General features: G+C 38.9%; 19 protein-coding genes. 17 read left to right on the plus strand and 2 right to left on the minus strand.

Going from position 1 to position 26,122, the window contains the following annotated elements; translation table 11 throughout:
- Window positions 1-5: 5 nt before the first annotated feature.
- Together V7O62_RS00770 and V7O62_RS00775 are read left to right on the plus strand one after the other, a co-directional pair.
- On the plus strand, window positions 6-230 hold the full coding sequence (locus tag V7O62_RS00770; protein WP_406657110.1) for a hypothetical protein: 225 nt from the start codon (window positions 6-8) through the stop codon (window positions 228-230).
- 151 nt (window positions 231-381) lie between these two features.
- Window positions 382-579 carry a hypothetical protein gene (locus V7O62_RS00775; RefSeq protein ID WP_406657111.1) on the plus strand — a complete coding sequence of 66 codons (198 nt, stop codon included), beginning with the start codon at window positions 382-384 and terminating at the stop codon, window positions 577-579.
- A gap of 164 nt (window positions 580-743) precedes the next feature.
- Here V7O62_RS00775 and V7O62_RS00780 read toward each other — a convergent pair whose 3' ends face one another.
- Together V7O62_RS00780 and V7O62_RS00785 are read right to left on the minus strand one after the other, a co-directional pair.
- Window positions 744-1,289: an ArsR family transcriptional regulator gene (locus V7O62_RS00780; RefSeq protein WP_406657112.1), complete on the minus strand. Its 546-nt coding sequence runs from the start codon at window positions 1,287-1,289 to the stop codon at window positions 744-746.
- A gap of 56 nt (window positions 1,290-1,345) precedes the next feature.
- On the minus strand, window positions 1,346-2,956 hold the full coding sequence (locus V7O62_RS00785; protein WP_406657113.1) for a type II/IV secretion system ATPase subunit: 1,611 nt from the start codon (window positions 2,954-2,956) through the stop codon (window positions 1,346-1,348).
- 206 nt (window positions 2,957-3,162) lie between these two features.
- On the opposite strand from V7O62_RS00785, the gene V7O62_RS00790 reads away from it, so the two are divergent.
- From V7O62_RS00790 to V7O62_RS00860, 15 genes are all read left to right on the plus strand, one after another.
- Complete coding sequence (locus V7O62_RS00790) at window positions 3,163-4,371, plus strand: PGF-pre-PGF domain-containing protein (RefSeq protein WP_406657114.1); 1,209 nt, start codon at window positions 3,163-3,165, stop codon at window positions 4,369-4,371.
- Between the two features lie 234 nt (window positions 4,372-4,605).
- Window positions 4,606-6,804, plus strand: coding sequence for a PGF-pre-PGF domain-containing protein (locus V7O62_RS00795; protein ID WP_406657115.1), 2,199 nt, complete (start codon window positions 4,606-4,608; stop codon window positions 6,802-6,804).
- Between the two features lie 738 nt (window positions 6,805-7,542).
- A complete protein-coding gene (locus tag V7O62_RS00800) occupies window positions 7,543-9,657 on the plus strand; it encodes a PQQ-binding-like beta-propeller repeat protein (protein WP_406657116.1) in 2,115 nt (704 codons plus the stop codon).
- A gap of 327 nt (window positions 9,658-9,984) precedes the next feature.
- Entirely contained in the window at window positions 9,985-11,703 is a 1,719-nt protein-coding gene (locus V7O62_RS00805) for a PQQ-binding-like beta-propeller repeat protein (protein ID WP_406657117.1), read from the plus strand.
- 512 nt (window positions 11,704-12,215) lie between these two features.
- A complete protein-coding gene (locus V7O62_RS00810) occupies window positions 12,216-13,649 on the plus strand; it encodes a PQQ-binding-like beta-propeller repeat protein (RefSeq protein ID WP_406657118.1) in 1,434 nt (477 codons plus the stop codon).
- Window positions 13,650-13,739: 90 nt separating this feature from the next.
- The gene (locus V7O62_RS00815; RefSeq protein ID WP_406657119.1) at window positions 13,740-15,431 is read left to right on the plus strand and encodes a PQQ-binding-like beta-propeller repeat protein; all 1,692 of its coding nucleotides are present in this window, start codon (window positions 13,740-13,742) and stop codon (window positions 15,429-15,431) included.
- 469 nt (window positions 15,432-15,900) lie between these two features.
- Window positions 15,901-17,667 (plus strand): hypothetical protein, encoded by a 1,767-nt coding sequence (locus tag V7O62_RS00820; RefSeq protein ID WP_406657120.1) that lies wholly within the window; start codon window positions 15,901-15,903, stop codon window positions 17,665-17,667.
- A 127-nt stretch (window positions 17,668-17,794) separates the two neighbouring features.
- On the plus strand, window positions 17,795-19,279 hold the full coding sequence (locus tag V7O62_RS00825; RefSeq protein WP_406657121.1) for a PQQ-binding-like beta-propeller repeat protein: 1,485 nt from the start codon (window positions 17,795-17,797) through the stop codon (window positions 19,277-19,279).
- Window positions 19,280-19,293: 14 nt separating this feature from the next.
- Window positions 19,294-22,071 carry a PQQ-binding-like beta-propeller repeat protein gene (locus tag V7O62_RS00830; RefSeq protein WP_406657122.1) on the plus strand — a complete coding sequence of 926 codons (2,778 nt, stop codon included), beginning with the start codon at window positions 19,294-19,296 and terminating at the stop codon, window positions 22,069-22,071.
- Between the two features lie 4 nt (window positions 22,072-22,075).
- Window positions 22,076-22,285 (plus strand): hypothetical protein, encoded by a 210-nt coding sequence (locus V7O62_RS00835; RefSeq protein WP_406657123.1) that lies wholly within the window; start codon window positions 22,076-22,078, stop codon window positions 22,283-22,285.
- A gap of 45 nt (window positions 22,286-22,330) precedes the next feature.
- The gene (locus tag V7O62_RS00840; RefSeq protein ID WP_406657124.1) at window positions 22,331-23,431 is read left to right on the plus strand and encodes a PKD domain-containing protein; all 1,101 of its coding nucleotides are present in this window, start codon (window positions 22,331-22,333) and stop codon (window positions 23,429-23,431) included.
- Between the two features lie 184 nt (window positions 23,432-23,615).
- Window positions 23,616-24,245, plus strand: coding sequence for a type IV pilin N-terminal domain-containing protein (locus V7O62_RS00845; protein ID WP_406657125.1), 630 nt, complete (start codon window positions 23,616-23,618; stop codon window positions 24,243-24,245).
- Window positions 24,246-24,743 carry a type IV pilin gene (locus V7O62_RS00850; RefSeq protein ID WP_406657126.1) on the plus strand — a complete coding sequence of 166 codons (498 nt, stop codon included), beginning with the start codon at window positions 24,246-24,248 and terminating at the stop codon, window positions 24,741-24,743.
- Between the two features lie 13 nt (window positions 24,744-24,756).
- A complete protein-coding gene (locus V7O62_RS00855; protein ID WP_406657127.1) occupies window positions 24,757-25,428 on the plus strand; it encodes a type IV pilin N-terminal domain-containing protein in 672 nt (223 codons plus the stop codon).
- The gene (locus tag V7O62_RS00860; RefSeq protein ID WP_406657128.1) at window positions 25,428-25,997 is read left to right on the plus strand and encodes a type IV pilin; all 570 of its coding nucleotides are present in this window, start codon (window positions 25,428-25,430) and stop codon (window positions 25,995-25,997) included. The genes V7O62_RS00855 and V7O62_RS00860 overlap by 1 nt, the downstream gene beginning before the upstream one ends.
- The last annotated feature ends 125 nt before the right edge of the window (window positions 25,998-26,122 follow it).

A 26,122-nucleotide genomic window follows, 5' to 3' on the forward strand; every position in this document is an offset into this window, starting at 1 on the left:
GCATATTGAAACTAGAAAAAAAAGAAAAGATAATCAGGAAACAGAAGTTCCGCAATATTCTTGTCAGGAATAAGAAGATCAATAAGATCAATATATTCATACTAGGTGCTGGATTATTATTAACGCTCCTTGGACAAAATCAGGTTGCATCTGTTCTCATATGGACTGGAGTTGCAATATTCATTTACACAACGCTAACAAGTGCTTTTGCACGCCGTGCCAAAATATAAAACCAGAGAATTATGATCTAATCCAATTACAGTTTTAAATGATTGGTTATGCTCTTTACCGATAACATGTGCTTTAAGAAAAAATAAATATTATTAGTACTTTAGTTCTGACACTTCTAAATATTTCCATAAAACACAGGAGACAAAAAATATGCTATGGGGATTTTCCATACTGAAAGATGAGCAGATAAAAGCTATATCAGAACTCGAAGATAAAATGAACATTACTTTGCTTGCATTCTCGGGTCTCAGCATCAGGAATGCTGAAATCACAAAGGAGGATCTCGAACAGATCCAGAAATTAGAAAAAGACCTTGGTCTTTCTCTGGTTGCGGTAAACGTAGACTAAGGCTTAAATTTTATCAATAGTTTCGTCAGAACAGATGGTTAATGGTCAATCATCTGTCCTTTTTTTGAAGCATATCTTTTGAGCTATAAATTACAAAGCATCTTCAGGAATCGATAAATAAAAAGAAAGTTTCAGGAGAGCAATATGTTTGTATGGCTGCAAATTCACTCCTTAACTTTGATATTCATACGTAGTTTTGCTACAGGTTCCAGTTTCTTCCAGACAATGTTCGAATCCTTGGTGACAACAAAGTTTTGTACGGTCTTGTCAGAAAACTCTCCGTTCACTTCATAGATAAAAAAACCTTTTTCACCATTTGTTGATATCACATGCTCTTTGTCCCGTAGTGTTTTTGTTTCAATGGTAGAAACTGTCTTCAAAATATCAAGTAAGTTTGTTCCTTTCTCTACTTCAATGTTCTTTATCGGTGCCAGAACATCCAATGAACTAGCAACATTTTTGTTGTTCAACTCCAAAACATGAGTTTTCCCGAATACGTTTCTTTCAACTAGATTTGCGGCTTCAAGGATATTTACGTGCTTTGCGGCTACCGGGACAGAGATACCAAGCTCGCGTGCAAGCTCGGAAACATGTTTCTCATCTTCGAACAAATGCTGCAACATCTCAAGACGTGTTTCACTGTCAAGAGCGCGAAAAAGTCTCAAACATTTTAATTTCTGATCCTCACATTTATTATCGTTTTCACTCATATCTATTGCAATAAATCATATGTTTATAAAAAGTTTACTAAATACTTTTTATTATTTCACTGTACTTGATTCAAATTTTTAGAATCGTATCGTTTCAGTTCAGAATATGCATTCTTTTGATCTTTGTTGAAGAAATCAAACCACTCTACTACGCTGTTGTAATCCCGAATTTCTTTGATTATTAACATTTCCAAATATTCTTTTCTGGCAGAAAGGTCTGAATAAAGTTCTTCATCGGTCCAGCCTCTTCTTCTTTTGATTTCTTTCAAAACATGCGATGTCCTATGATCAAATTTCTCGTCTTTTGGATTTCCGACATATATCTCTTTGGTTTTCACGCCATTTGTGACTCCAACGACTTCCGCAATTTCAGAGACTCTGCGTTTTTCAACTCCATTTTCATAGGTGTTTGATTGCATACAGATTATGTCAAGTGCTGTAAACATGGCTACTGGAACACTGATTGGGGGGTTAGTGAATCTGTTTATAACCTCCGTGGGTGATCCTGCATGGAAGGTAGAACAGGTTGCATGGCCTGCATTCATGGCCTGGAATAGTATCTGGGATTCCCGCCCCCTCACTTCTCCAACGAGGAGGTAGTCCGGACGCTGCCTTAAGGATGCACGCAGCAGATTTTCAAGGTCTATTTTACCAATTTCATCGTGTGTAATGCTTTCCCTGGTTACCGTTGGTATCCAGTTTTCGTGCGGAAGCTGTATTTCACGGGTATCCTCGAGGGTCACGACCCTTATGTTTAGTGGAATAAACATACAAATAGCATTTAATGTGGATGTTTTCCCGGATGCTGTTCCTCCACAGACCAGTATGTTTTTTCCATTTTCCATGCAGAGCCAGAAGTAAGCCATGATCTCGGATGTGAATGTCTTCCAGGCAATAAGGTCTAAGGGAGTCAAAGGGGTCTTTTTCTGTTTTCGTATGCTAAAGGAACTTCCCTTAGGGCTGATTTCATGGCCGTATGTGATATTGATCCTTGAGCCGTCCTGCATCACTGTGTCAAGTATGGGTGACGATTTTGAGATATGCCTGGAACTCTGATGTGCAATCCTCATTACAAAGGCATCTAGTTCCTCATCATTTTTAAAAGTGATATTAGTGGTAAGGTTTCCGTAGGATGAATGAAATATGTATATGGGTATGTCAACCCCATTGCACCATGTATCCTCTAAGTGAGGGTCATGCATGATGGGACTTACCTTTCCGAAGTCAACAAAATCCCTTTTGATATAGTAGTATATTTTCTCAAAGGAATCATTGGCGAGTTCAGGATAGTCCTTCAGCAGTTCTTTTATCTTTGTTCTTATAAGATTATTCTTGTCACTATTAGTTATCTCATCCAGATTCCTAATTTCTTTGAGTGTCAGAACATCTCCTAGCATGTTCCTTATTTCCTCAAGTAGTGATTGCTCATATTCACTGAGTTCAGGCTCAGAAACATGATAGAGGTACTCTTTGCTATTGCTGTCCTTTAGGATTGAGACAAATGTGTATGGTTCGTCTACCCAGTAATGTTTTACTTCTTCGGTCCCTGCGGGTGGGATGAAGGAAATGATTCTGTCAGAATTTGTGATCTTACATCTAGAGGTATTTTCTTCGCTACGTTTTGCAATTAGTTTAAACTCAGTTTTTCTTATTTTTTTAGCTAACATACGCATGGCATATACTAATTAATCTATTCAATATATAATACATTTTTGATTTTAGTTAGATATGATTTTTCTTGTAACTTCAAAATAAGTGTATAAACAGTCATCATCATCATCATGATAACATCCTTCATAACTTGCATATGTTTATATAAAATAAAAATATCAATTAGTTAACTGAATAATATAAGTAAATAAATGTGATATATATGGATGTAAAAACAATTGTATATGTTTTTATTAGTGTTGCTTTAATTGTAGCAAGTGGGGGTACAGCACTTGCAGACAATGAAATCTCTGTTTCGAGAACACTATCTGTAGATGAGATCAAAGCAGGTGGTACTTTCGAGGTTGTCTTAAAATTGAAAACTTTCCAGTCTGTAAATGGTCTTACCGTTGAAGAGAATTTACCTGATGGATGGAATGTCATAGAAGTTGACAACGGAGATTTTTCTTTTAGTTCTACTACTCAAGCATGGGTACTAATGGATGATTCATCCGAAGGGGATGAAAAAACCATCACATACAAGGTGAATGTACCTTCTCAAGCAAGTAGTGTTCAGTATTCAATAGATGGGGAAGCTTCTGGAAGAATTCCGAAATATGTTGGAAATTTTGACTATTTTGAAATAATATCAATACCGGTCCAAGGAGATTCCAGTATAAATGTAATTGCTTCAACACAATCAACCACCTCATCCTCATCAGGAAGTAGCGGCGGCAGTGGAAGTGGCGGAGGTGGTGGATCTTCAGGTGAAAAATATGAGAACATTGCAAAGAAAGAAGTAGAATCTGTTTTCATAAACAAAGGCACTGTTAAATATGAATTTGGATCTGAAGAGAACTCTATTTCTTTCATTCAGTTCAATGCTCTTAAGAACTCAGGAAAGATCTCTACCACAATTGAAGTACTCAAGAACAGATCAGCCTTTGCAGATTCAGATGCACCCGGATTGATATATCAGAATATTAACATTTGGGTTGGCAAAGTAGGATTCGCAACAGCAAGTAATATTGAAAGTCCAGAAATTGGTTTCAAAGTTGAAAAAGATTGGATGGAAAAGAACTCTGTATCTTCAGACAATGTTCATCTGTACAGATATTCTGATGATGCATGGAATAAACTTGAAACTGAAATAGTAAGAGAGGATGATACATACGTATACTTTGAATCTTCAACTCCAGGTTTCTCACCATTTGCAATCTCTGCTTCGTTAACAGAGAATAGTGTTGTGGAAGAAGTGGGTGAGGCACAATTTAAGTCCACAAAAGACTCCGAAGTATCTGGTGAAGTTCCAGCAGAAGATGAAGAAGTCCATAATGAAGCAAGCTACAGCACACCTGCTATAGGCTTGATGGGAAGCTTGTTTGCTTTACTTCTTGCAGGACTGTTTGTTGAAGGAAGGAACAAAAAATAAGTTCCTTCACTGAATTTTTTTTAAGGTCAAGCTTCACGAAAAATGAAAAGTATTCTGGAACCTAAAGAAATGCAGAGATGCATAATATTTAGTATTATATTTCTTTTACTTGTAGTTCCAGTTAATGCATCTGGAGATATTATAGCAACAAGGATTATCCCAAATCATGCTATTCATCTCGGTGACACTCCTTCTATAATAGCTGATGTAATGTTAATCGATTTCTATCCTCTTATGAATGAATCGGAAAATTATGAATCAGATTATCTTTTCGAAGAAGAAGTAGTGGATGAAGAGTCTGGAATTTTGGGCAACTTTGAGGAAACATCCAGTGTATCTCTTAGCGCTGAGATAATTCCGACACTATCTATTGAAGTGACACCAAATGGCATTGACTTTGGAACACTTGCTCCTAGACAATCGAGTGACACGCATCTATTGTCAATAAGGAACAAAGGTTCATTAAATGCTATCATCACTTCAGAGGTTACAGATGTAGCCAGAGATCTTTACGTAGATGGTATTCTGCTTGACTCCGGTAAATGGGATGAATATGCTGAAACGGTCAGGAGACAACAAAGCATAGATGCTGAAGTAATGCTGGAAGTTCCTGAAGACTTCATTGGTATTGGAGCAATGGAAGGAAAACTTGTATTCTGGGCAGAGATGAAAGGAAACCAGGCACCTATTCTTAAAACAATTGGGAACAAAACTGTCAATTCATCAGAAACATTGGAACTTGTTCTTTCTGCAACAGATGCCGATGGGGATGAACTTACCTACTCAATGAGTTCACAGTATGGTTATCTTCATGGAAATATGTTTAGCTGGAACACATCAGGTGTTGAAAATGGTATTTATGAAGTCCAATTCTCTGTTTCTGACGGATATGCATCTGATTCTGAGACTATTTGGGTAACTTTGGAAGATGAAATTAATAATCATTCAAAAATAACGTTCACATTATTTTCACCTGAATCCTTTTCAGTTACGGATAATGTAGGTAATTCAAGAACTTTCAATGTCAGTATTAACGAGATTGCAAACATTACATGGTTACTCGATGGTCAGTTACTGCATATCAATTACTCAGTTACAACAGCTTCATGTCATTTTTCTTCAGCAGAAGAGGGATCACATAATCTAACTGTCCTTGCAGAAAATATTAATGGAACTGCACAGGGAGAATGGTTATGGAATGTGACTGTACAATCTACTCCCATTAATGATAGAGATTCCTCCTCAGGAAAGAGTCGCATTAAAGGAATCGGTTATTCAGGAGAAAACTATGATAATATCCTGAAGAAGGTAACAAAAAGTCAGAATGTGTTGGCAAAGAAAATAACCACCTTTAAATTTGATGATAATACAAATCCAATAACATCTATCAGTTTCCTGGCATTGAAGAATTCTGGTGTGGTGGCAACTACCATTGAAATTCTGAAGGATATATCCGGTCTTGTGTCTAATCCTCCTCCTGGAGTAGTATACAAATACCTGAACATATGGGTCGGAGACAGTGGCTTTGCAACCTCTGACAATATTGATGATGCAAAGATTACTTTCAAAGTGGATAAATCATGGATATCTGAAAATAATATCCAGGATTCTTCAATAGCTATGTACAGGTATAACGACAACAAATGGGGCAAGTTGGAAACACGTAAAATAAAGGAGGATTCGAAATTCTTTTATTTTGAGTCCAAAACTCCAGGTTTCTCACCTTTTGTTATAACCGGTGATAGGCAAAATCTTCAGTCTACTATTGTGGATGCATTGCGTTCAACAACCGATGATGAGCTTCTTTCGACTGATCCTTCATTTGAGGAAGGCTTTCATGAAGATGAGTTACATAATGAGTCTTCATCGAATGTCAATAAATGGATAGTTATACCGCTCCTGTTGTTACTGGTAGCAGGTTTTGGAGCATACACCGGTATCAAAAAGGGAATAATACCTGTAAAGAATAAAAAGTATGAGAATGTTATTTTTAAAGATGTACTTACCCAGGAAGTAGTTGCAGATAGCAATGTTTTCTATGATTTTGAAAATGAAGAGAATCCAATTAAGTATATTCGTTTTGGAGCACTGGATGATTCAGGGATGACGGAATCAAAGGTGGAAGTTCTTAGGAACAGATCAGGTCTCGTAAAATCTGATCCTCCCGGAAAAGTTTACAGGCACCTGAACATTTGGATCGGGGCAGAGATATTGCCGGCTCCATCCAGAATGACAGATATAGTAATTGGTTTCAGGGTAAGCATACCTTGGTTGGATGAAAACGAATTTGATGCTTCCTCAGTTGTACTGTTCAGATATGCTGATGGCATCTGGCATGAACTGCCAACTGAAATTGTAAATGAAGAAGATATTTACTTAGTATTTGAGTCTCAGACTCCAGGATTCTCATCCTTCGCAATATGTGTTTTGTGAATGGTTGCTATTAAGCTTCAGAGCTTAACCATCTATTAATTCTGTTTTTTATACCTCTAATCTTTAACTCCAATATATATTTTCAATAAGTAATATTTATATGTACTTAAGATTAGATGCTTCAAAAGTAAACAAATTCAAATCAATATTAAAGCAGTTAGGGCATGTGTTAAAATTTCATAAATTTTTCATTGAACTTGTTTTAAAAGGTGGTACAACATATATGAATATCAGGAAAATGTTTGTTTTTATCATAATGGGATTGCTTATGCTGTCAGGTGCAGTTGAAGGTGCTTTACTTTTGTGATGGTATTGTATAATGCTTTCGTAAGCCAGAGTTTAGCTTAGTTCTTGTGGATCTGGTTTTTTGAATGAGCATGTTCTTGATATTCTAATTTGCTGTTCAATGGCATGTTTATCTTTTTAGCTTATATGTTTATGTTTATTTTCTAAGTTTAAATAGTAGTTCAATAAAGACAAAAGAATGTTTATTTTCCAAGCAAAAATCAACTTGCACAGATTAATGAAATTCTCTCAGATTTAGTAATTAATTCAAGCAGTTGGGTTTGATATAAAGATGAGTTTCTCTGCCAGAATGGAAAGTATGGCCTAAATGATATTTAAGGAACAATCAATGGCATTAAACTTAGATTTAAATGGAGGACAAAAATGAAAAAAATGCAGAATACAGAATTTCTTAGTAGAAGCTTGCTTTTTCTATGTATGCTTTTTTCAATAATGATATTACCAGTAACAGCTTCAGAAACAATTGATCTTGATCTAATACTAGCAGATGCATCAGGTGATTCCAGTCCAACTACTGACATAATAAATGTTTACATGGGTGATGATGGTGAAACATTGATTATTGAAGTTGAGGTAGAGCAAACTACTAATGATGTCTATCACAGTCTCTACCTACAGTTTGATACCGATAAAAATGCTAGTACACCCCTATCATATTATTATAATGGTGCGGAATATTATACTCATTTCAATTTCATGTTAGGGACATTTAGGGTAATGGATCGCTCTTTTGGAGACCCGAATAATGGAGAGTCCATTTTTGAGTCCACTTATACTACTGATGGGAACAAGTATGTATTGGAAATACCATTAGAAGTACTAGGTTATCCTAAATCACTTGATTTTTCAGTTGAAATGGCTTCAACTATAAGCGGAGACTATGCACCCGACAGTGGGTCAATTCCATACAACTGCAACCCTGCTCCTTTGGATTGGCCAAGATTTCAAAAAACAAATTACAATAATGGTGTGACAGATAACAAGGCACCAATAACAAATCCTATTGGCAATAGCTTTTCATGGGAAAGCCATTTTTCATCAGGAGACTGGTTTGATTCTTCGACTCTGGTTCTTGGAAGCACTGTTTATGTTGTAGGGAATGATGGTGTTGTGCGTGCGATTAATAAAACCAGTGGAGATGAGTTGTGGGCAACACAAATCTCTGTTTTCAATTCAATTGTAGGGAGTATGGCATATGGTGATGGTAAGCTTTATGTTCCTACTGATGATGGGCAAATATTTGCCATCGATATAGTCACAGGAAATGAGGTTTGGAACGCAACTTTGCCAGCATCCCCTTTCTCAAAGCTCAATACTCCTATAATATATGAAGAAAACAGAATTTATTTTGGAGAGTACATGGGCGATGAGTCCTACTACTGCTATGACACAGATATAGGAAATCAAATATGGATGCGCTCTTCAAATTCTGGGGAAGGTTATTATTGGGCAGGTGCTGCATTGATTGGCGACTATCTGATCTACGGCGATGATGGATCCCATCTTGTTTCTGTTAGCAAGATCGATGGTACCACGATTGATGAGATTGATGTGTCAACAGTATTTAGCGTCACAACAAACCAGATTCGTTCCTCTGTTTCTTATGTTGAGGAAACAAATAAGTTGTACTTTACTTCCCAGGGAGGGTACTGTTATTCCCTTGGTTTTGATCCCATAACAGGTGCCTTTAATACTTCAAACAAAGTTTCACATTTCATAGGACTCAGTACATCCACACCAACAATCTATGATGGAAAGTTGTACGTTGGAACTGGAAATGTACTTTCCGCTTCCACTCAGAAGATATTCTACTGCCTTGACGCGGTTACGCTAAATGAGAATTGGAATTTTGTAGCGAATGGACCTATCGAAAGTTCACCAGTAGTTTCCACAGCACATGATGACGGTAATGGAGAAGTATATGTTTACTTTACCACAAACGCAGCAACAGGTAATGTTTATTGTTTGAATGAAACCGGCGCAGTGCAATGGTCATGGGGTGATTCCTCAAAGACAGCATATACTCTGTGTGGAATATCTATCTCTGAGGGATGGATGTTCTTTGGAACTGATTCAAAGTACTTATTTGGATTTGCCAATGAAGAATCGTTGGACTTGAATCCAATTGCTAACTTTATGGCAAATGAAACTTTCGGATATGCACCAATGATTGTGCAGTTCACTGATCAGTCTTCATATGCTAATAGTTGGTCCTGGGACTTAGATGGTGATGGAAATGAAGATTCTACAGAGCAGAATCCACAGTTCAGCTATACAAGCCCAGGCGCATACGGCGTGACTCTCACAGTGAGCAACTCAGCTGGTACAGACATCGAAACCAAGATGGATTACATCTATATTGCCGATGACTGGAATCCATGGAACGACCCTGATTCTGACAGTGGGGAAATGATCACCTTTGCCGAGGTTATGGAAGCGTACAACAGTTTCATCAGTCAGTCTGGTGCTCCAGGTACTGGTGAGGATATTGACTTTGCCACTGTGATGGTAATGTACAATGCGTTTGTTAGTCAGACACCCATGTAAATAAGTATAAATTATTGCAGGTTTATTGCCTGCTTCTTCTTTTTTTTACCTCACTGATGTTTTCCGCATATTATCATAAATGGTAATATATCTAATGATTAAAGCCGCGTATATATAGGACTTGATGATAGTTTTACTCGGGTCAGATAAATCTGTAGGCTTTTGACCTTTTAAGCAAGATTGCTGCGCTAGATAAATAAGATTACAGAGGGCGTTTTTCCTTCCAATAACAACTCTTTGCGGGAGCATTCATCAGACGATAGTTAACAATGTTACTCTCTGGAAGAGCAAGAACTAATCATGGGCGGCAAAATAGTAGTGAGAAATATGAGATTAAATACGGATATAAAAAAAATAGTTGCAATATTTCTTGTGTTGGCTGGTATTGTTTCATTAACTTTTGCTGCAATGGCCACTCCCTCCGACTATTACAGTGGCTCACAGTGGCACAAGTTCCAGAAGAACAATTATAACAATGGCGTAACATCCGAAAAAGCTCCCATTATAAATCCGGTAGCTAATGGATTATTCTGGGAGCAGAATTTTGAATATAGTGGCATGAGTGGGTTCAATACAGCACCAGTTGTGGTTAATGATATTTTATACATAGCTGGGGCTGACAATATACTTAGAGCAATGGATAAGAATACAGGAAATGTTCTTTGGGAAACTCCCACGAGTGGAGAAGGTTTTCTTATTGCCAACATTGCATATGGTGATGGAAGCATATTTGTACCTACAAAAGACGGAAAAATATTTTCAATTGATTCACTTACAGGTGCCAAAAACTGGAATGTCAGTGTTACAAGTGCACAGCTAAATACACCGGTAACTTATGAGAACCAGAATATATATTTTGGTGAGTATGGTGGCATCAACTCCTATTATTGCTACGATGCAAATACTGGAGTCCAGATATGGTCACGTCCTTCCAACAGCGGTGGAGGCTATTACTGGGCAGGTGCAGCACTTATAGGTGATTATCTTGTTTATGGTGATGAAAACTCTCATCTTGTTTCTGTCAACAAGATCGACGGTAGTACGGTGGATGAGATTGATGTATCTACAGTGTTTGGAGTCTCAACCGAGGCGATACGTTCCTCTGTTTGTTATGTGGAGGAAAGCCAGCATCTTTATTTCTCATCCAGAGGTGGATACTGCTATTCGCTGGGTTTCAATCCTGCAACAGGTATCTTTGAAACCTCTGATACAGCTTCCCATTACATCGGGTGGAGCACTTCTACCCCAACAGTTTATAATAGTGCTTTATATGTAGGCACGGGTGCCTCCATGGGTGGAACTGCATACACAAAATTATTCTGTCTGGATGCCGTGACGCTTGATGAGAAATGGAACTTCACGGCTAATGGCCCGGTGCAATCTTCACCTGTGATATCTACTGCTTATGATAACGGTGATGGAGAAGTATACATATATTTTACATCAGATACGGACCCTGGAATGATATATTGTCTTGATAAAGATGGTGTACTTCAGTGGTCATGGGGAGATTCTGCAAAAACCGCATACATGTTGTGTGGCGTTGCGATCTCGGATGGCAGGATATTCTATGGAACTGATGAAATGTACGTGTTTGGATTTGCTACGGATGAAAGCCTGCATATAATTGACTTTACTTCCAATGTAACTTCAGGAATGGCACCTTTAAATGTACAGTTCACTGATATGACAAAGGGTGCAACGTCGTGGGAATGGGACATTGATGGTGATGGTATGGTTGATTACACAATCCAAAATCCATCTCATCAGTATACAACTGTTGGAAAGTACACGGTTTCATTATCTGTGGCAACAGCAGATAAAACTGATGCTATAACTGTTGAGGATTATATCTATGTTGCCGATGACTGGAATCCATGGAACGACCCTGATTCTGACAGTGGAGAAATGATCACCTTTGCCGAGGTTATGGAAGCGTACAACAGTTTCGTCAGTCAGTCTGGTGCTCCAGGTACTGGTGAGGATATTGACTTTGCTACTGTGATGGTAATGTACAATGCATTTGTTAGTCAGACATCCATGTAAATAAGTATTATTTCTTGCAGGCTTATTGCCTGCATTTTCTTTTTGCCGGCAATTTCTTGAAACATAGCTTTGCATGCATGGTATATCAGGATTATCTATTAGTGTCAGACAAAGCTTTAAATGGCTTTCATTTGATGCTATTTCTCATATATTCCTAGAGACTAGAAAATATCTATTGATGGTCAGTGTTTTGTTTCTTTTTAAGCTAACACACATTAGTGATTATCTTGTGTTTAAATACTACATGAAAATATCTCCGTAGTGTATGGATTTGTGCAGCATCATAGTTTAAAAAAATGTATCATTCACAATCACTACCTATTGCTTAGCTTGGAAATCTCTACAATCAGGATTATAAACGCAAGATATTAAAATTGAACTTAAGTGGACTAGGTTTTAATTCAGACAGTATGCCATGTAGCGAATATTGTTCTGGTAATGATGAGTTGCCAAGCATGCTTATACCAATAATCTATGAAAAACTGCCAATTAAACCCAAACGGAGGTAAATAATGAACAAAAAAATACTAGCTTTAACTATTTGTATCATGCTCTGTATGACAGCCATGCCAGCATCAGCATTTGATACATGGCATCAGTTCATGAAAGATTCACAAAATACAGGATATAGTACTTCCGGTGCTCCAGATACTAACAATATATTGTGGGTAAGTGAAAAACTATGTGCTAATTTTTCATTAGTACCGTCTTCTTCGGTTGCTTTAGGACAGGGTAAAGCATTTGCAAATGCTGTGGCTGGTGATCTTGATCAATATGGTAATCCTGGTGATGAAACTGTAGGAGAATTGGTGGCTTTCAACATGTATACTGGTGAAAAGGTTTGGAACACTACAATAGATGTTCCTGAATGGGGTTCCTGGTCTTCACCAGTATACGATGACGGATATGTGTTCACATCTATGGGGCAGGATACCATCTGTGTTAATGCAGCTACTGGTGCAATTAAATGGATCTTTACAAATCCAACAGGTTCCGCATCCTGTAATGGTGGGCCTATTGTTGTAGACGATAAAGTATTGTGTAGTGATTGGGAAGGTTATCATTATTACTGTCTGAATAAATCTACAGGCATTGAATTGTGGAGTTTCGAAGTCAGCGAAAAGGCACAGTCTACACCTGCAGTCCAAAATGGAAAAATAATCCTGACAAGTTGGAATGACATCTATTGCCTTGATATGGATGGAAGTCTATTGTGGACAAAACCATGTCCTTCGCCAACTGGAAATCTTTGCGGTTCTCCTTCAATTTCCGGGGATATTTTCTATGTGACAACATACGACTTCTATAGTGACGATAATCCTGCATTGTTTGCACTTGACCTCAATGATGGAAATGAAGTCTGGAATGCAACTATTCAGAGGACCGATTCAACCCCTTCGATAGCAAATGGTTATTTATATGTATGTGGGGGTTGTAGCAATCCATTAGTTTCTGAGAGTCAGGTTTCCTGTTTTGATGCCCTTGATGGTACTTTGGTTTGGAGTACTACTAAAGAATGGAATGGAATAGGAGATTGGACTATATCTGTTTCTGTAGCAGATGGAAAGGTTTTTGCAGGAAAGGCAGATGATTCCTATATAGGCCAGAGAGGACTCTATGCCCTTGATGCGTCAACAGGTGCTGAGGTGTGGCACTCGGATTATGCCGGTGGTACCGCAGCTATATCAGAGGATATGGTTTATTCCATAGGTGCGGATGCTGAAGATGGAATGTCATATCTGTATGCTTTCGGGGAAACTCCTTCTGACTGGAACCCTTGGAATGACGCTGATTCGGATAGTGATGAGTACATTACATTCGCCGAGGTCATGGAAGCGTACAATTGCTTTGTAGGCCAGACCGGTGCACCAAAGACAGGTGCTGACATTGACTTTGCCACTGTGATGGAAATGTACAATGCATTTGTGAGCCAGACTCCGATGTGAAGAGCTTAAAACAAGTTAAGTATTTGTACGGATGTAGTCTTTACATCTGTACATTTTTTGAAATTGATTATCCTCAATTCGGGTGATTCCATGGAAAAAACTAATCATTGTTTTTTTAGTATACTGATTCTGTTCATCATTACCATATTCTGCACCTCTGCTGTTTCTGCATCAGATGATACTGAATGGTGTCAATTCCAGAAAGACTGGACACAGACAGGACTAATCAACTGCTCTGCTCCATTTTTATTTCCTGAGTTGGTATGGGAGTTCGAGTCAGAATATGGATTTAATGTAATGCCTATTATTCATGAGGATATGGCTTATGGTCTCTCTTCCCATGGAAATGTCTACGCTTTAAATAGACACACTGGAGAACTGGTTTGGTCAGCTACAACAAAGGATGGACTTATGCAGACATCCATACCAGCCTATGGTGATGGAAAATTGTTTGTAGCTATAAATGACGAAACTAATAGTGGTTATCTGTTTGCTTTCAATGGCACAACAGGAAAGGAATTATGGAATGTTTCGGTAACCAGCGGCAATTTTGCATGTCCTTTGACATATTATGATCATAGGTTATACATTGGTGAAGGGCTTAAAGGTGGGGTCAAAACTAAAAATTATTATTGCTATCAGGATGATGGCACATTCCTGTGGAGCTATCCAACTGCTAGCACAGCTGGTTTTCTGTGGAATGGGGCTTCGGTAATTGGGGACTATATAGTATATCCAACACATGAAGGAAAAATTGTATGTTTATGCAGGGAAAACGGAACTTTTTTTGATGAAGTGGACCTTACAAAGGATGTATCTTTTGCAAGATCTGATCTTGGACGCATACGTGCTTCAGTTGCTTATCATGATGGATACATCTACACAACATCTGAAACCACTTACACATCGGGTTTTATCTGGAGAATAGGTTTTGATTCTCTTAATGGAAAATTCATCGACGATGGATGGAATGTGTTTAGGGATTTCAGCACTTCAACACCTGTAATATATGAAGGTAAAGTTTATGTTGGCCAGGGGGAACACGGTTACACTGGTGAAATGCTATGTCTCAATGCTTCGGATGGAGCAGAACTCTGGGCATATCCCGTTGATGGTGGAGTAAAGTCCTCACCTGCGGTATGCTTACAGGGAGATGACATTTACATATATTTCACAGAGGCAATACCTGACGGAGCATTTTATTGTGTAAAAGGTGACGGAACTCTTGCATGGGAATACAATCCACCCGCGGATACATCATATATATTGCAGGGAGCTTCTATTTCTGATGGAAAAGTTTACTTTGGTACGGGTGCAGGAAATATCTATGCTTTTCAGGAAATGGCGCCAACAATCCCGGTTGCTGATTTCACAGCAAATGTGACCTATGGTTATGATACATTAGCAGTTTCCTTTACCGATATGTCAACAGTCGCAACATCATGGGAATGGGATTTTGATGGCGATGGTTTTGTCGATTCAACTGAACAGAATCCAATTCATTTCTATGCCTCAACAGGTGCGTATAATGTTTCTCTCAAAGTAGGGAATATTTATGGGAATGGTTCCGAAGTAAAGAGCTCATATATTTTCGTCGATGATGACTGGAATCCATGGAATGATCCTGAATCTGACGGCGATGAAATGATCACTTTTGCCGAGGTTATGGAGGCTTACAACTGCTTCGTTAATCAGACTGGAGCACCAAAGACCGGTGTAGATATTGATTTTGCAACTGTGATGGTGATGTACAATGCATTTGTCAGCCAGACGCCGATGTAATCGGTTACCAGCTGTCAAATCCCTTTTTTTATTTGCTCATTGTTTATAGTTAGAAGGAATATTTTGTATATACAGAGTAAATGATTATGGTTGTTGTCATCTATGAAATTTTCTCCACATGGTTATTATCTAAGAAGATAATGTATCTTTCTATTTTTGCTTTATTTATATATGAATACTTTTCTCATATAATTTACTGAAAAGGTGGTACGCATTCAAGCAGCTAGCCTTTTGACTATATGAAAAAAAAGAAGTAGAGCATAAACAGAAATCCATTATAGCCCACCTGAACAGTATTGCATTTGTGGATATTGATTATTACACAAGTTTATACGAAAAGTGGATTTTGTTTACAGTTCACTAATAAACTAGTATTACTCGTTCTTCTTCTTCTTTTTCATAGGTATGAATCACCTTATAGTGAGGTTTTTCAAAAAATGCATGAAATGAAAATAGTGGAGAGTTAAAAATGAAAATCTTGAAAAGAGGATTGTTACTTGCAGTTATGCTGATATCACTTGCCTTATTGGTTGGTGCAGCAGCAGCAGCTCCAACAGTTGAACAAACTGTTACACCGATAGATGTTAGCAGTGCTGGAGGAACTTTTGACGTTTCAACCAAAGTTGTAACAGATACCTTCGAAGCACAGGGATCCCTAAGGGTTGAACTTCCAGATCCTGTGATGAGTGGATGGACAATAAGCAACATTGAGTGGGATGATACAACCTTCCCTGACTATGTTGACGGAGATGATTTCAAATCTTTTGCTGGATCTGGCGGAGTAATGGTTGGCACTTATTACTTCAACTACACTGTAACTGTTGCAAATCCTGAAGTTGAAAATACCTATGATGTCCTGACTTTCTGGGAGGATACTCGTTATTACGGTACCTCTGGAGGAAACCTTGGTTCAAGGGTAGAAGACACCGATCAGGTAAACGTTGTTTTTATAGTAAATGAGCTTTTCAACGGTGACGTTTACGTTGCACCTGGATCAAATGATGAAGATGCACTTACTGCAACCGGACTTTCATGGAGCAGTCCCGGCTTTGTTAGTGAAATAAGTGGAATTGCAAGTGATTATACCACAGGTGATCCTACTACCGACAGTGGATGGGCTATCCTGCTCAATGGAGCACTTGCAGATGCTTCTGGATCAAACAATGTTACAGAAGGCGATACGCTTGAGTACTACTATGTCCACTACCTTGATTCAGCGTACACGCCTGATCTTACAAACCCAATTGCAACCGTAACAATCAATGTCCGTGAAGGCACAGATGTCCTCTTTGATGACACCGTTACACCAGAAGGTGGCACCATCGTTGATGCTCTCGACGACACCGGTCTTACCTATAGTGAAACAGGTGGTTGGCTCAACAGTGTCGAAGGTTATTCCCCTGTTTGGAATTCTACACTTGGTATCTATGAAGGCTGGAATATCCGTGTCAACGGTGAAGCATCAGATGTAGGTATTTATGACACAATTTCTCATGGTGATTTTGTGCAGATCCTAATGGTCAACTTTGATCCAGCGACCTTTACACCTGATCTTGCTAATCCAATTGCAGTAGTTAATATGACTGCTTCATATCCAGTTAGTGTCGTCAGGACAATCCCTTATGATACTATATACCCGGCAACTGCAGTTGTTGACGCAGAGAATGCTACAACTATGACTGTAATAGTTGACATTACTGTTAATGAGAATGTGCGTGGTCTTACTCTTACTGAGTTCCTGCCTCTTGAATTTTCAGATGCTGAAGTGGTCGTAGGAAGTCTCGATGGAGGATCTCTTAAAACACATGAATACACCGGCGCCCCCGACAACAATAAGTTTGATGTGTTGTGGATTGATGACTTCAAGGCAGGCGACACAAAGCAGATATCATACACAATTAGTGTAGACCTGGATAATTTTGCAACAGGCAAAACATTCGCCTATCCTGCTTATGCTACTGAGGGAGCATATGTGGACGCTTACCAAACAGCTCAGTGTGCAGTAATCGGAGACGATGAGTTTTACATTGCTGAGGGCGGAGACTGGAATCCATGGAATGATCCGGATTCTGACTCTGGTGCAATCATCACTAACTCTGAACTTCAGCATGCTATCTACTGCTGGCAGACTGGTGAAAAAGCCCCATACACCGATGAAGTAATCTCAAACTCAAGGATGCAGGCTCTTGTGCACTTCTGGCTTGAGCAAACTGACATGCCGGATGGTGTAGAGTAACTAGATGGTTAAACAGACTTAGGAATATACTTTGAGTATATTCCTCTTTTAACTTTTTATAATAATTTCAATACTTGTAATACTTGCAATAATGCCTGATCATTTCAAAAGTACATTGGTGTCTGGTATGAACAAAATAACAGGAAAACCATTTTTCTCCTTTATTCTTATCGCTATCATTATTTTTACGTTTTTAGTTTTGCCGGCATCTGCTGATGACTGGCCTCTTTTTCAAAAGGATCTCTTCAATACTGGAGTAACAGGGGATCGTGCACCTACGGATACCCCTGAAGACTGGATTATCTGGGATCGTGGAACTTCTTCCGTATCCAGTAGTGGGGGTATAGATGTTGCACCTATAATTGTTGATGATACCATCTATACTATCTCAATAGACGGCACTGTCTGGGCCATTAACAAAACCAGCGGTGATGTTAAATGGACAAATACAACAACCAAAGAATCCATTCCACCTCTTGGAACACCTGCATATGGGAATGGAAAAATCTTTGTTGTTCCCAACAAAAAAAGCATCTATGCTTTTGATGCTGATACAGGTGTAGAGCTATGGAATGACACTGTTGACACGGAAATTATCATCAGCGGAAGGCATTTTAATCAGCTCATAACGCCTATTACTTATTATGATGGTAAAATATATTTTGGCGAATGGGGACCGACATCATTTACTTCAAAATATTATTGTTACAATGAGGACGGTACTGTATGCTGGACACGCAAATCCATGAATACCGGGGGATATTACTGGTGTGGAGCTACAGTTATTGGCAAGAGTCTTGTCTTTGCAGATGAGGATGGTTGTCTAACTTCTGTAAATAAAGATACGGGAGAAACAATTGATGAATTTGCTGCACATGATTTCTTTGAATTTGACAGTCATGTACGCAGAATGAGGTCTTCTATCAATTATCAGGAAAATACGGGCAGGATCTATGCTTCATCTGAAGCAGGTTATTGCTTCTGGGTTGGCTTTGATAAAGAAAACGGCACCTTTAACCTGGCAGAAAGCGCCTCTGAACAAATAGGCAGAAGCTCATCCACTCCTGCTGTATACAATGGAAGAGTTTATGTTGGAACAGGTACCGTGCTTGAGGCCAGCAAATTGAAAACACTTTATTGTCTGGATTCTGATTCTCTTGAAAAGATCTGGAATTTCACCGCAAGCGGTCCCATCCAGGCTTCTCCTGTTATATCGACTGCTTTTGATGATGGAGATGGGGAGGTGTACATTTATTTTATAGGCAATACGCATGATGGAAAGGTATTCTGCCTTAAGGATTATGCGGGAAATGCAGAACCTATTCTGCAGTGGACCTATGAGCAACCTGAGGACAAAAAGGAGTATACATTGCAGGGAGTTGCGATATCGGATGGCTGGCTATATTTTGCGAATGATGCAGGCTATATTTTTGGACTAAAGGAATGGAATCAATGGAACGATCCTGACTCTGATGAAGGTAAGACAATATCAAATACTGAATTGCAGGAGACAATATATTTGTGGGGTAATAATCTGGATTCTTCGATCAGTAAGGAAAAAGTAACGCGTGAAAGACTAGAAAAAATTGTTTATTATTGGCTAAACCCATAGAGAGGAACTAAACTATGTCAGAAAAACAAAAAGAAAGAAGATCAGGTATGATCCTTGTAGTATTACTTGTATTCTCGGCGTTATTTTTGACAGCAATACCTGCAAATGCTGCAATTTTTGAAGTTACAAACAGTTCTGAACTTGTCGAAGCGCTTGGAAAAGCTCAGAATGGAGATCAGATGTACTTAGAAGCCGGAAATTATAGCAGCATCACTGTAAGTAAGTCTGGTATAAAAATAATTGGGAAAAGTGCTGATAAAGTAATTTTCGATAACGATGGTGACAATATAGAACTGAAGGCTGAAGGATGTGTCCTTCAGGATGTTACTGTAATTAACAGTCCTAAAGGAGTGGAAATTGAAGCAGATAACTGTGAGATCAGAGGATGTGTGTTCGAAGGACTCACCCACAGTACTGGAATTTACGTAAAAGGGAACAATCTTCTCTTTGAAAACAATGTTGTTACAAATGCCACCGGGAAATTTTTCGCAGTCTATGGACTGTGGAATGGAGGTACATACAAAAACAATCTTTTTATAAACAACGATTGTGCTGCACTGTCACTTTACATAAATAGCGAAAACAACATTGTTAGTAACAATAATTTCATAAACAACAAACATGGTCTGCACTTATGGGGTCCGGGAGCAGGTAACCGGATATATCTCAATAATTTTATAGGTAATACTGATGATGTGAAAGAAACTGAAGTATCATCTACTGTTTATTGGACTTCAGATGAACAGATTTCTTATATGCATGATGAGAATCAATTCAGCTCTTACCTTGGCAATTATTGGGATGACTATGATTGCGGTGACAATGATAACAATGGAATATTGGATTCGCCTTATGAGTTATCTTCAAGTCTGGGCGTGGATCAACAACCATTGCTTTTGGAATTTGAGAATTATATTGTCCAGAACGGATCATTTGTAGATCTTCTTCCTGTAGATTTTCAGACATCCTCCTCCTTGACTGCACAACAACCAAACATAGTAAAAGTAACAATAAAAAATGCAGGTGACTTATCCTCCGGTTATTGCAAGGTACTACTTTTGGACGAAAACAATGTAATTGACTCTCAAATCCTATCTTCAATTGAGCCTGGGAACACATCAGTAGTAGCGTATACTTTACTGCCGACAGAAGGCTACCATAGCTTAACTGTAAGGGTCGATTCTGAAAATGTGGTTAATGAATCCAATGAGAATAATAATGAAATTTCCAAGACTGTTGCAGTTGATAGTGTTTCAATAGATGAAAATTGGCATCAGTTCCACAAAGATGTTCAACATACCGGATTTTATCCGGGGCAAGCTCCCTCAACAAGCGAAATCCTATGGATTAGCGATAGTATTGATGCGGTCCATGATTCTTCTCCTGTAGTTGCAGATGGCAAGGTATTTGTTAACACAGGAATTGGCAACCCGGATGATCCTACTGGTGGAGGGGAGGAATCACAGATAGTAGCCCTTGATATGTATACAGGCGAATTTGCTGGCTCTTACGGCCCGGGTAGTACCTTTTATGGTTCATGGGCATCACCATGTTTTTATGAAGGAAATGTTTCATGTGCACGACCTGATTCTGTCATCGGCGGAAACATGATAGTTAACGGGAAAGTGTATGTTGGTGATTTTGATGGATATCATTATCACTGCTACTATGAATCAAATGGAACTGAAATCTGGTCTTTCCCTGTTGAAGGGAAAGCCATGTCAACACCTGCTTACTCCGATGGAAGGGTTTACCTAACAAGTCTGACAAGTTCAGGCTATAATTCAGGTGGGTACGTATATTGTATTGATGCTGAGACAAGCGAAGAAATCTGGAGGATCTCTACAAGGGACGATGCAACTGGAACGCCAAGCATCTACAATGATATAATTTATGCTACTACCTATAACTGGGATGGAGATGGGGAAATATATGCTATTGATAAGAATGATGGAACTATCATCTGGCAAAATGATATTATGAGGACAAATTCATGTCCTGCTGTAGCTTATGGAAATGTGTATGTAAGTGGTGGGTGTTTCGGATGGAGCAAGATTCAGACATATTGTTTCAACGCAATCACAGGAGAACTTGTCTGGGAAACACCAGATGGTTGGGCAGGTATAGGTGGCTGGACAAATTCTCCGGTAGTTGCCGATGGAAAAGTGTACATCGGTTACCCGGATGATGCATATGGATACAAAGGAACATTCTGTCTGGATGCATTCACGGGCAAAACGATCTGGAAATATCAGGGAGGGGGCTCTGCACCAGCAATTTCGGATGGAATTCTTTATACCATAGGAATTGATGGGAAGGTCTATGCTTTCGGCAATTTAACAGATGTTATTCTCCCGGTTGCAAATTTTGAATCAAATGTAACATATGGACAAGCTCCTCTTACTGTGGCTTTTGTTGATACTTCTATAAACGCAACATCATGGAAATGGGACTTTGAAAGTGATGGAGTGCTTGATTCCACAGATCAGAATCCACAGTATACCTATACAGTTCCTGGTGTCTATGCAGTTACCCTGAATGTCAGCAATGCTATAGGTAGTGATATCGAGACAAAGGTTGAATATATCACTGTAGGTGAATGGAACCCTTGGAATGATCCAGACTCTGATTCTGGTGCAATCATCACTAACTCTGAACTTCAGCATGCTATCTATTGCTGGCAGACTGGTGAACATGCCCCGTATACTGATGAAATAATCATAAATGCAAGGATGCAGGCTCTTGTGTATTACTGGCTCGAGCAGGCAGACATGCCGAATGGTGTGGAGTAAGCAGATGGTTGAACAATTTAGAAAGAAGGCCCAGGTGATTCGAATTTCGATTCTGGTGCAATCATCACTAGCTCTGCATTCCAGTATGCCATCTACTGCTGACAGGCTGGTGGACACGCTCCGCATGCCAATGCAGAGATCACAACCCCAGAGATGCCGGCTCTTGTACACTACTGGTTGCATCAATACTGAAATAGAAACAGAAAAGTTGTAATTCAATTATCATTAAAAATTTTAAGAAAAAAGGAGTTTTAAATATATGCTGTCGAAAATGATTAAAAAATCTGCCAAATTAGGCATGATTGTTATTTTTTCATTTGTGTTTTTGATATCTCCTGCATTGGCTTCAGGTGAGATGTCTGGTACCAGATCAATTTCAGATTCCTCTGTCATGCCTGGTGATACTATAACAGTTACCATTGAGATGAATGTACATCAACAGATATGGGGACCAATGATCACAGAAAATCTACCAAATGGATGGGAAATTATTGAAAAAGATAATGATGATATGACATTTAATCCATTAACGAGTTCATGGGTAGTGATTAATAAGCTTTCAGATGGAGATTCAAAGACTATTGTTTATGACATAACGGTTCCCACATGGACTGGTGATGGAACATATGCGATCAACGGAGAACTGACTGGTCGTAATCTGACTGGCCATAACATTAGTGTTGTCACCGGAGGAGATAGCCAGGTGACAGTAAATTCTGGAGGTGGAAATCCAACAACGATAACTGCAGACTTCAGTGCAAATGATACATCCGGTTATGCACCTTTAACTGTTCAATTCACTGACATGTCTACTGCTGCAACTTCATGGGAATGGGATTTTGACAACGACGGTGTAGTAGATTCTACGAAACAGAATCCGGTTCACACTTACAATGAAACAGGTGCCTACACAGTAAAACTGACGGTTTCCGGTGAAGGTGGAGCTGATACAAAAACGAAAAACAGCTACATTAAAGTTACTGAAGAAGGAAACTATAATTCACTTGAGGCCTCAAGTGTTTCTCTCAGTGCAACAATCATCCCTGCGATTTCAATTGAAGTAACCCCCGGTGCAATAAATTTTGGCGCACTTTCAGCCGGAGGAAAAAGTGATGAGCATAATTTGAATATCAAAAACAAGGGTGCTGTTGATGCTACTGTAACGGCAGAAGTAACCGATGTTGCAAGAGGATTGTATGAGGAAGGGTTGAGGCTTGATTCTGATGTCTGGGGTGACTACTATAAAATGGTCGATTCCGGAACCACAGAAACCACACAGTTATGTTTGCATGTACCTTCCGATTACATTGGAATAGGTTCCATGGAAGGCAAACTTGTTTTTTGGGCAGAGATCGGCTGATAATATGTTTAAAAGGGAGGTTTATTCCTCTTTTTACATTTTAATTGCAAAAATAATCTAATATAATCTTTTAAGATAATACCTCTAATCTAAAATCTCTATATTATATACCTGTAGTAATGAATTTTCTTTAACAACGAATAGCTTTTCGCTTTTTCATAGATATTTGAAGGTGGAGTTACATATGAAGCTACAAAACATGTTTCTAAATAATAATAAAGCCGCATCGCCTGTCATTGGTGTAATGTTGATGGTGGTGGTGACAGTGATCCTGGCGGCGGCTGTTAGCTCTTACAGTGGAAGTATTGGTGGAAGTACAAAAACTGCACCATCTGCAGTCTTTGAGGTCCAGATCAAAAAAGGTGTGGATATAGGAGGTGACAATATGTCTTTTATGAAAATAAAAGAGGTCACCGGAGATTCTATTGATACTAAGGATCTCAAGATTATAACTACATGTATCAACTCTGACAATAATTTTTCCGTTACAGAAGTGTATCCTAATCAGGAAAACACTGATAGGATTAATGGTGGATCTCCAACTATAAATAGTGTTTCCCCTTACTGGAACAATCCTGCCAAAGGTGTATTCGGAACCCATGAAGCTGTTAACTTCGGAAACTATGTTCTCAAGCCCGGAGTTGTGATGGTTGCCGAATCAAACGAAAATGATGTGCCAAAGTCAGATAGGACCGGCATGGAGGCAATGATATCTGACTGGAAAAATGTCACATCCGGCGATTTCATAACGGTTACATTTGTGCATATACCCAGTGGCAAACCCATATTTAATTCCGAAGTGGAGGTTATGTAATTGAAAAAACGATGTAGTTTCTTTTCTGAAAAAGAGGCGGTCTCCCCTGTAATCGGAGTGATGCTGATGATCGTCGTCACAGTTATCCTGGCAGGTGCAGTCAGCTCATATGCTAACAGCATGAAAACTCAGGATACGGCACCTCAGCTTATTTTACAGGCAAAGGCATCAATTCAGGATGGCTACGTCCATATTGAGCATATGGGTGGTGATACTATTGCCAAGAGGGATGTACAGGTAGGTATTGAATCAGGTTATCCTTCACAGACAGGTTTCGTAGATAATGACAAAGTGTCATTTGTCCCAAACGATAACTACCTAAACCCCGGTGATGAAGCAAGGGTCAATTTCACACATTCTGGCTCTGACATCTTCATAACATTTGATGGATCAGAAATTAAACAGCAGGTAGAACTTGGTGAACCTTTTAGATTAATGATAATTGACTCAAACTCCGGGCAGACTATTTACTCCGCCAGAATTACGTTGTCACCCTGAACGAGGTTAAAAAATGAAGCAACAAAATTTATTCATTAAGAGTTCATCTGCTGCGTCGCCTGTAATAGGTGTAATGCTAATGGTAGTTGTGACTGTTATTCTGGCAGCTGCTGTCAGTTCATACAGTACGAATGTACTTCCGGGATCACAATCTGTTCCCAGTGCGGCATTTGATGTTGAGATGAGGAAGGATATCAATACTTTTCATGGCAACATGAGTTATATTGCCATTACAATGGTAACTGGCGATAAAATACATACGAGGGATCTGAAGATCATAACTGTAAATCCTAATGCAAGAGGAGACTACAAAACAATGGAAATCCTGCCGAATGCAAATAACACAAACTCTAGGTCATTCGAAGGCACTTCTCCTTTCTGGAATCTGGGTAATTTCCCTACAACAGGCCAGTTCTTTGGAGAATTCCTTTTGGAACCGGGGATGACCATGGTTGCAGATGAATATGCCAATTATGATGGCGCATCTTGGCATTCTGACACAGGTAAATATATCCGTGGGCCGAATGGAAAAATGACTGGCATGCAGGCTATGTTTGCAGATTGGGGAGACAATCCTGCAGACTCCATGGATGATACCATCAATCGGGGTGATGTTGTTACGATAAAGATCGTTCATACGCCAACTAATAAGGTAATTTTCAAAAAAGATGTGGTGATGTCATAATGAAGGCGAATCAGAAAATAATGCTTTCTGAAAATGCTGTGAGCCCTGTTATCGGTGTGATGTTGATGATAGTTGTGACTGTTATTCTCGCAGCGGCGGTCAGTTCTTTTGCAAACGGTATGGGAAAAAAAGATGATCCCACACAGGCGATTTTTGAGGTTGAATGTTCTGCTTCCGATGGCCTGATTATTATTAAACACCTTGGGGGAGATAGTATCTATAAAGAAGATACCAAGATTGAGATATCTCATGGGCTGCCTAAGATGACCGGTTATCTTTCAAATGAGAACCTCACGTTCTATCCCGCAGAGCAACCAGATGAAAATGGGACTGTGAAAAGGGATGCTGGAATGGACAAGATTGCATTGCAACCCGGACAAATGGCAACATATTCTTTCAGTCAACAATATGTTACCTATACTGATCCTTTTAATGGCAAAAATGAAACAATGTATCATCCTGTGTTAGATGATCAGGTAGTTGTGATAGGTGAAACTTTCCATGTTTCCATTATTGATGTGGCTTCAGAGAATACTATTTTTTCCACTGATGTGGTAATGAAACCTTAAAGGTTCCTTCTTCTCTTCTTCTTTTTATTTTATAGATATTCTGATTAGTTGAAGCTATCAAAAATCATTTTTTTATTGTACATCTTTATTGATTTTAAGGATAGAAATTCTGCAGAGTTTCATGT

This window comes from Methanolobus sp. ZRKC2, from assembly GCF_045291185.1.
Taxonomy (GTDB): Archaea; Halobacteriota; Methanosarcinia; order Methanosarcinales; family Methanosarcinaceae; genus Methanolobus.

Bases quoted from the DNA above. Each gene is read 5' to 3' on its own strand.
- V7O62_RS00820 (WP_406657120.1), top strand. From the start codon at position 15,901: ATGAAAATCTTGAAAAGAGGATTGTTACTTGCAGTTATGCTGATATCA.
- V7O62_RS00835 (WP_406657123.1), top strand. From the start codon at position 22,076: ATGGTTGAACAATTTAGAAAGAAGGCCCAGGTGATTCGAATTTCGATT.
- V7O62_RS00800 (WP_406657116.1), top strand. From the start codon at position 7,543: ATGATATTACCAGTAACAGCTTCAGAAACAATTGATCTTGATCTAATA.
- V7O62_RS00780 (WP_406657112.1), bottom strand. From the start codon at position 1,289: ATGAGTGAAAACGATAATAAATGTGAGGATCAGAAATTAAAATGTTTG.
- V7O62_RS00860 (WP_406657128.1), top strand. From the start codon at position 25,428: ATGAAGGCGAATCAGAAAATAATGCTTTCTGAAAATGCTGTGAGCCCT.
- V7O62_RS00845 (WP_406657125.1), top strand. From the start codon at position 23,616: ATGAAGCTACAAAACATGTTTCTAAATAATAATAAAGCCGCATCGCCT.
- V7O62_RS00790 (WP_406657114.1), top strand. From the start codon at position 3,163: ATGGATGTAAAAACAATTGTATATGTTTTTATTAGTGTTGCTTTAATT.
- V7O62_RS00830 (WP_406657122.1), top strand. From the start codon at position 19,294: ATGTCAGAAAAACAAAAAGAAAGAAGATCAGGTATGATCCTTGTAGTA.
- V7O62_RS00795 (WP_406657115.1), top strand. From the start codon at position 4,606: ATGAATGAATCGGAAAATTATGAATCAGATTATCTTTTCGAAGAAGAA.
- V7O62_RS00815 (WP_406657119.1), top strand. From the start codon at position 13,740: ATGGAAAAAACTAATCATTGTTTTTTTAGTATACTGATTCTGTTCATC.
- V7O62_RS00810 (WP_406657118.1), top strand. From the start codon at position 12,216: ATGAACAAAAAAATACTAGCTTTAACTATTTGTATCATGCTCTGTATG.
- V7O62_RS00840 (WP_406657124.1), top strand. From the start codon at position 22,331: ATGCTGTCGAAAATGATTAAAAAATCTGCCAAATTAGGCATGATTGTT.
- V7O62_RS00825 (WP_406657121.1), top strand. From the start codon at position 17,795: ATGAACAAAATAACAGGAAAACCATTTTTCTCCTTTATTCTTATCGCT.
- V7O62_RS00855 (WP_406657127.1), top strand. From the start codon at position 24,757: ATGAAGCAACAAAATTTATTCATTAAGAGTTCATCTGCTGCGTCGCCT.
- V7O62_RS00785 (WP_406657113.1), bottom strand. From the start codon at position 2,956: ATGTTAGCTAAAAAAATAAGAAAAACTGAGTTTAAACTAATTGCAAAA.
- V7O62_RS00805 (WP_406657117.1), top strand. From the start codon at position 9,985: ATGAGATTAAATACGGATATAAAAAAAATAGTTGCAATATTTCTTGTG.
- V7O62_RS00775 (WP_406657111.1), top strand. From the start codon at position 382: ATGCTATGGGGATTTTCCATACTGAAAGATGAGCAGATAAAAGCTATA.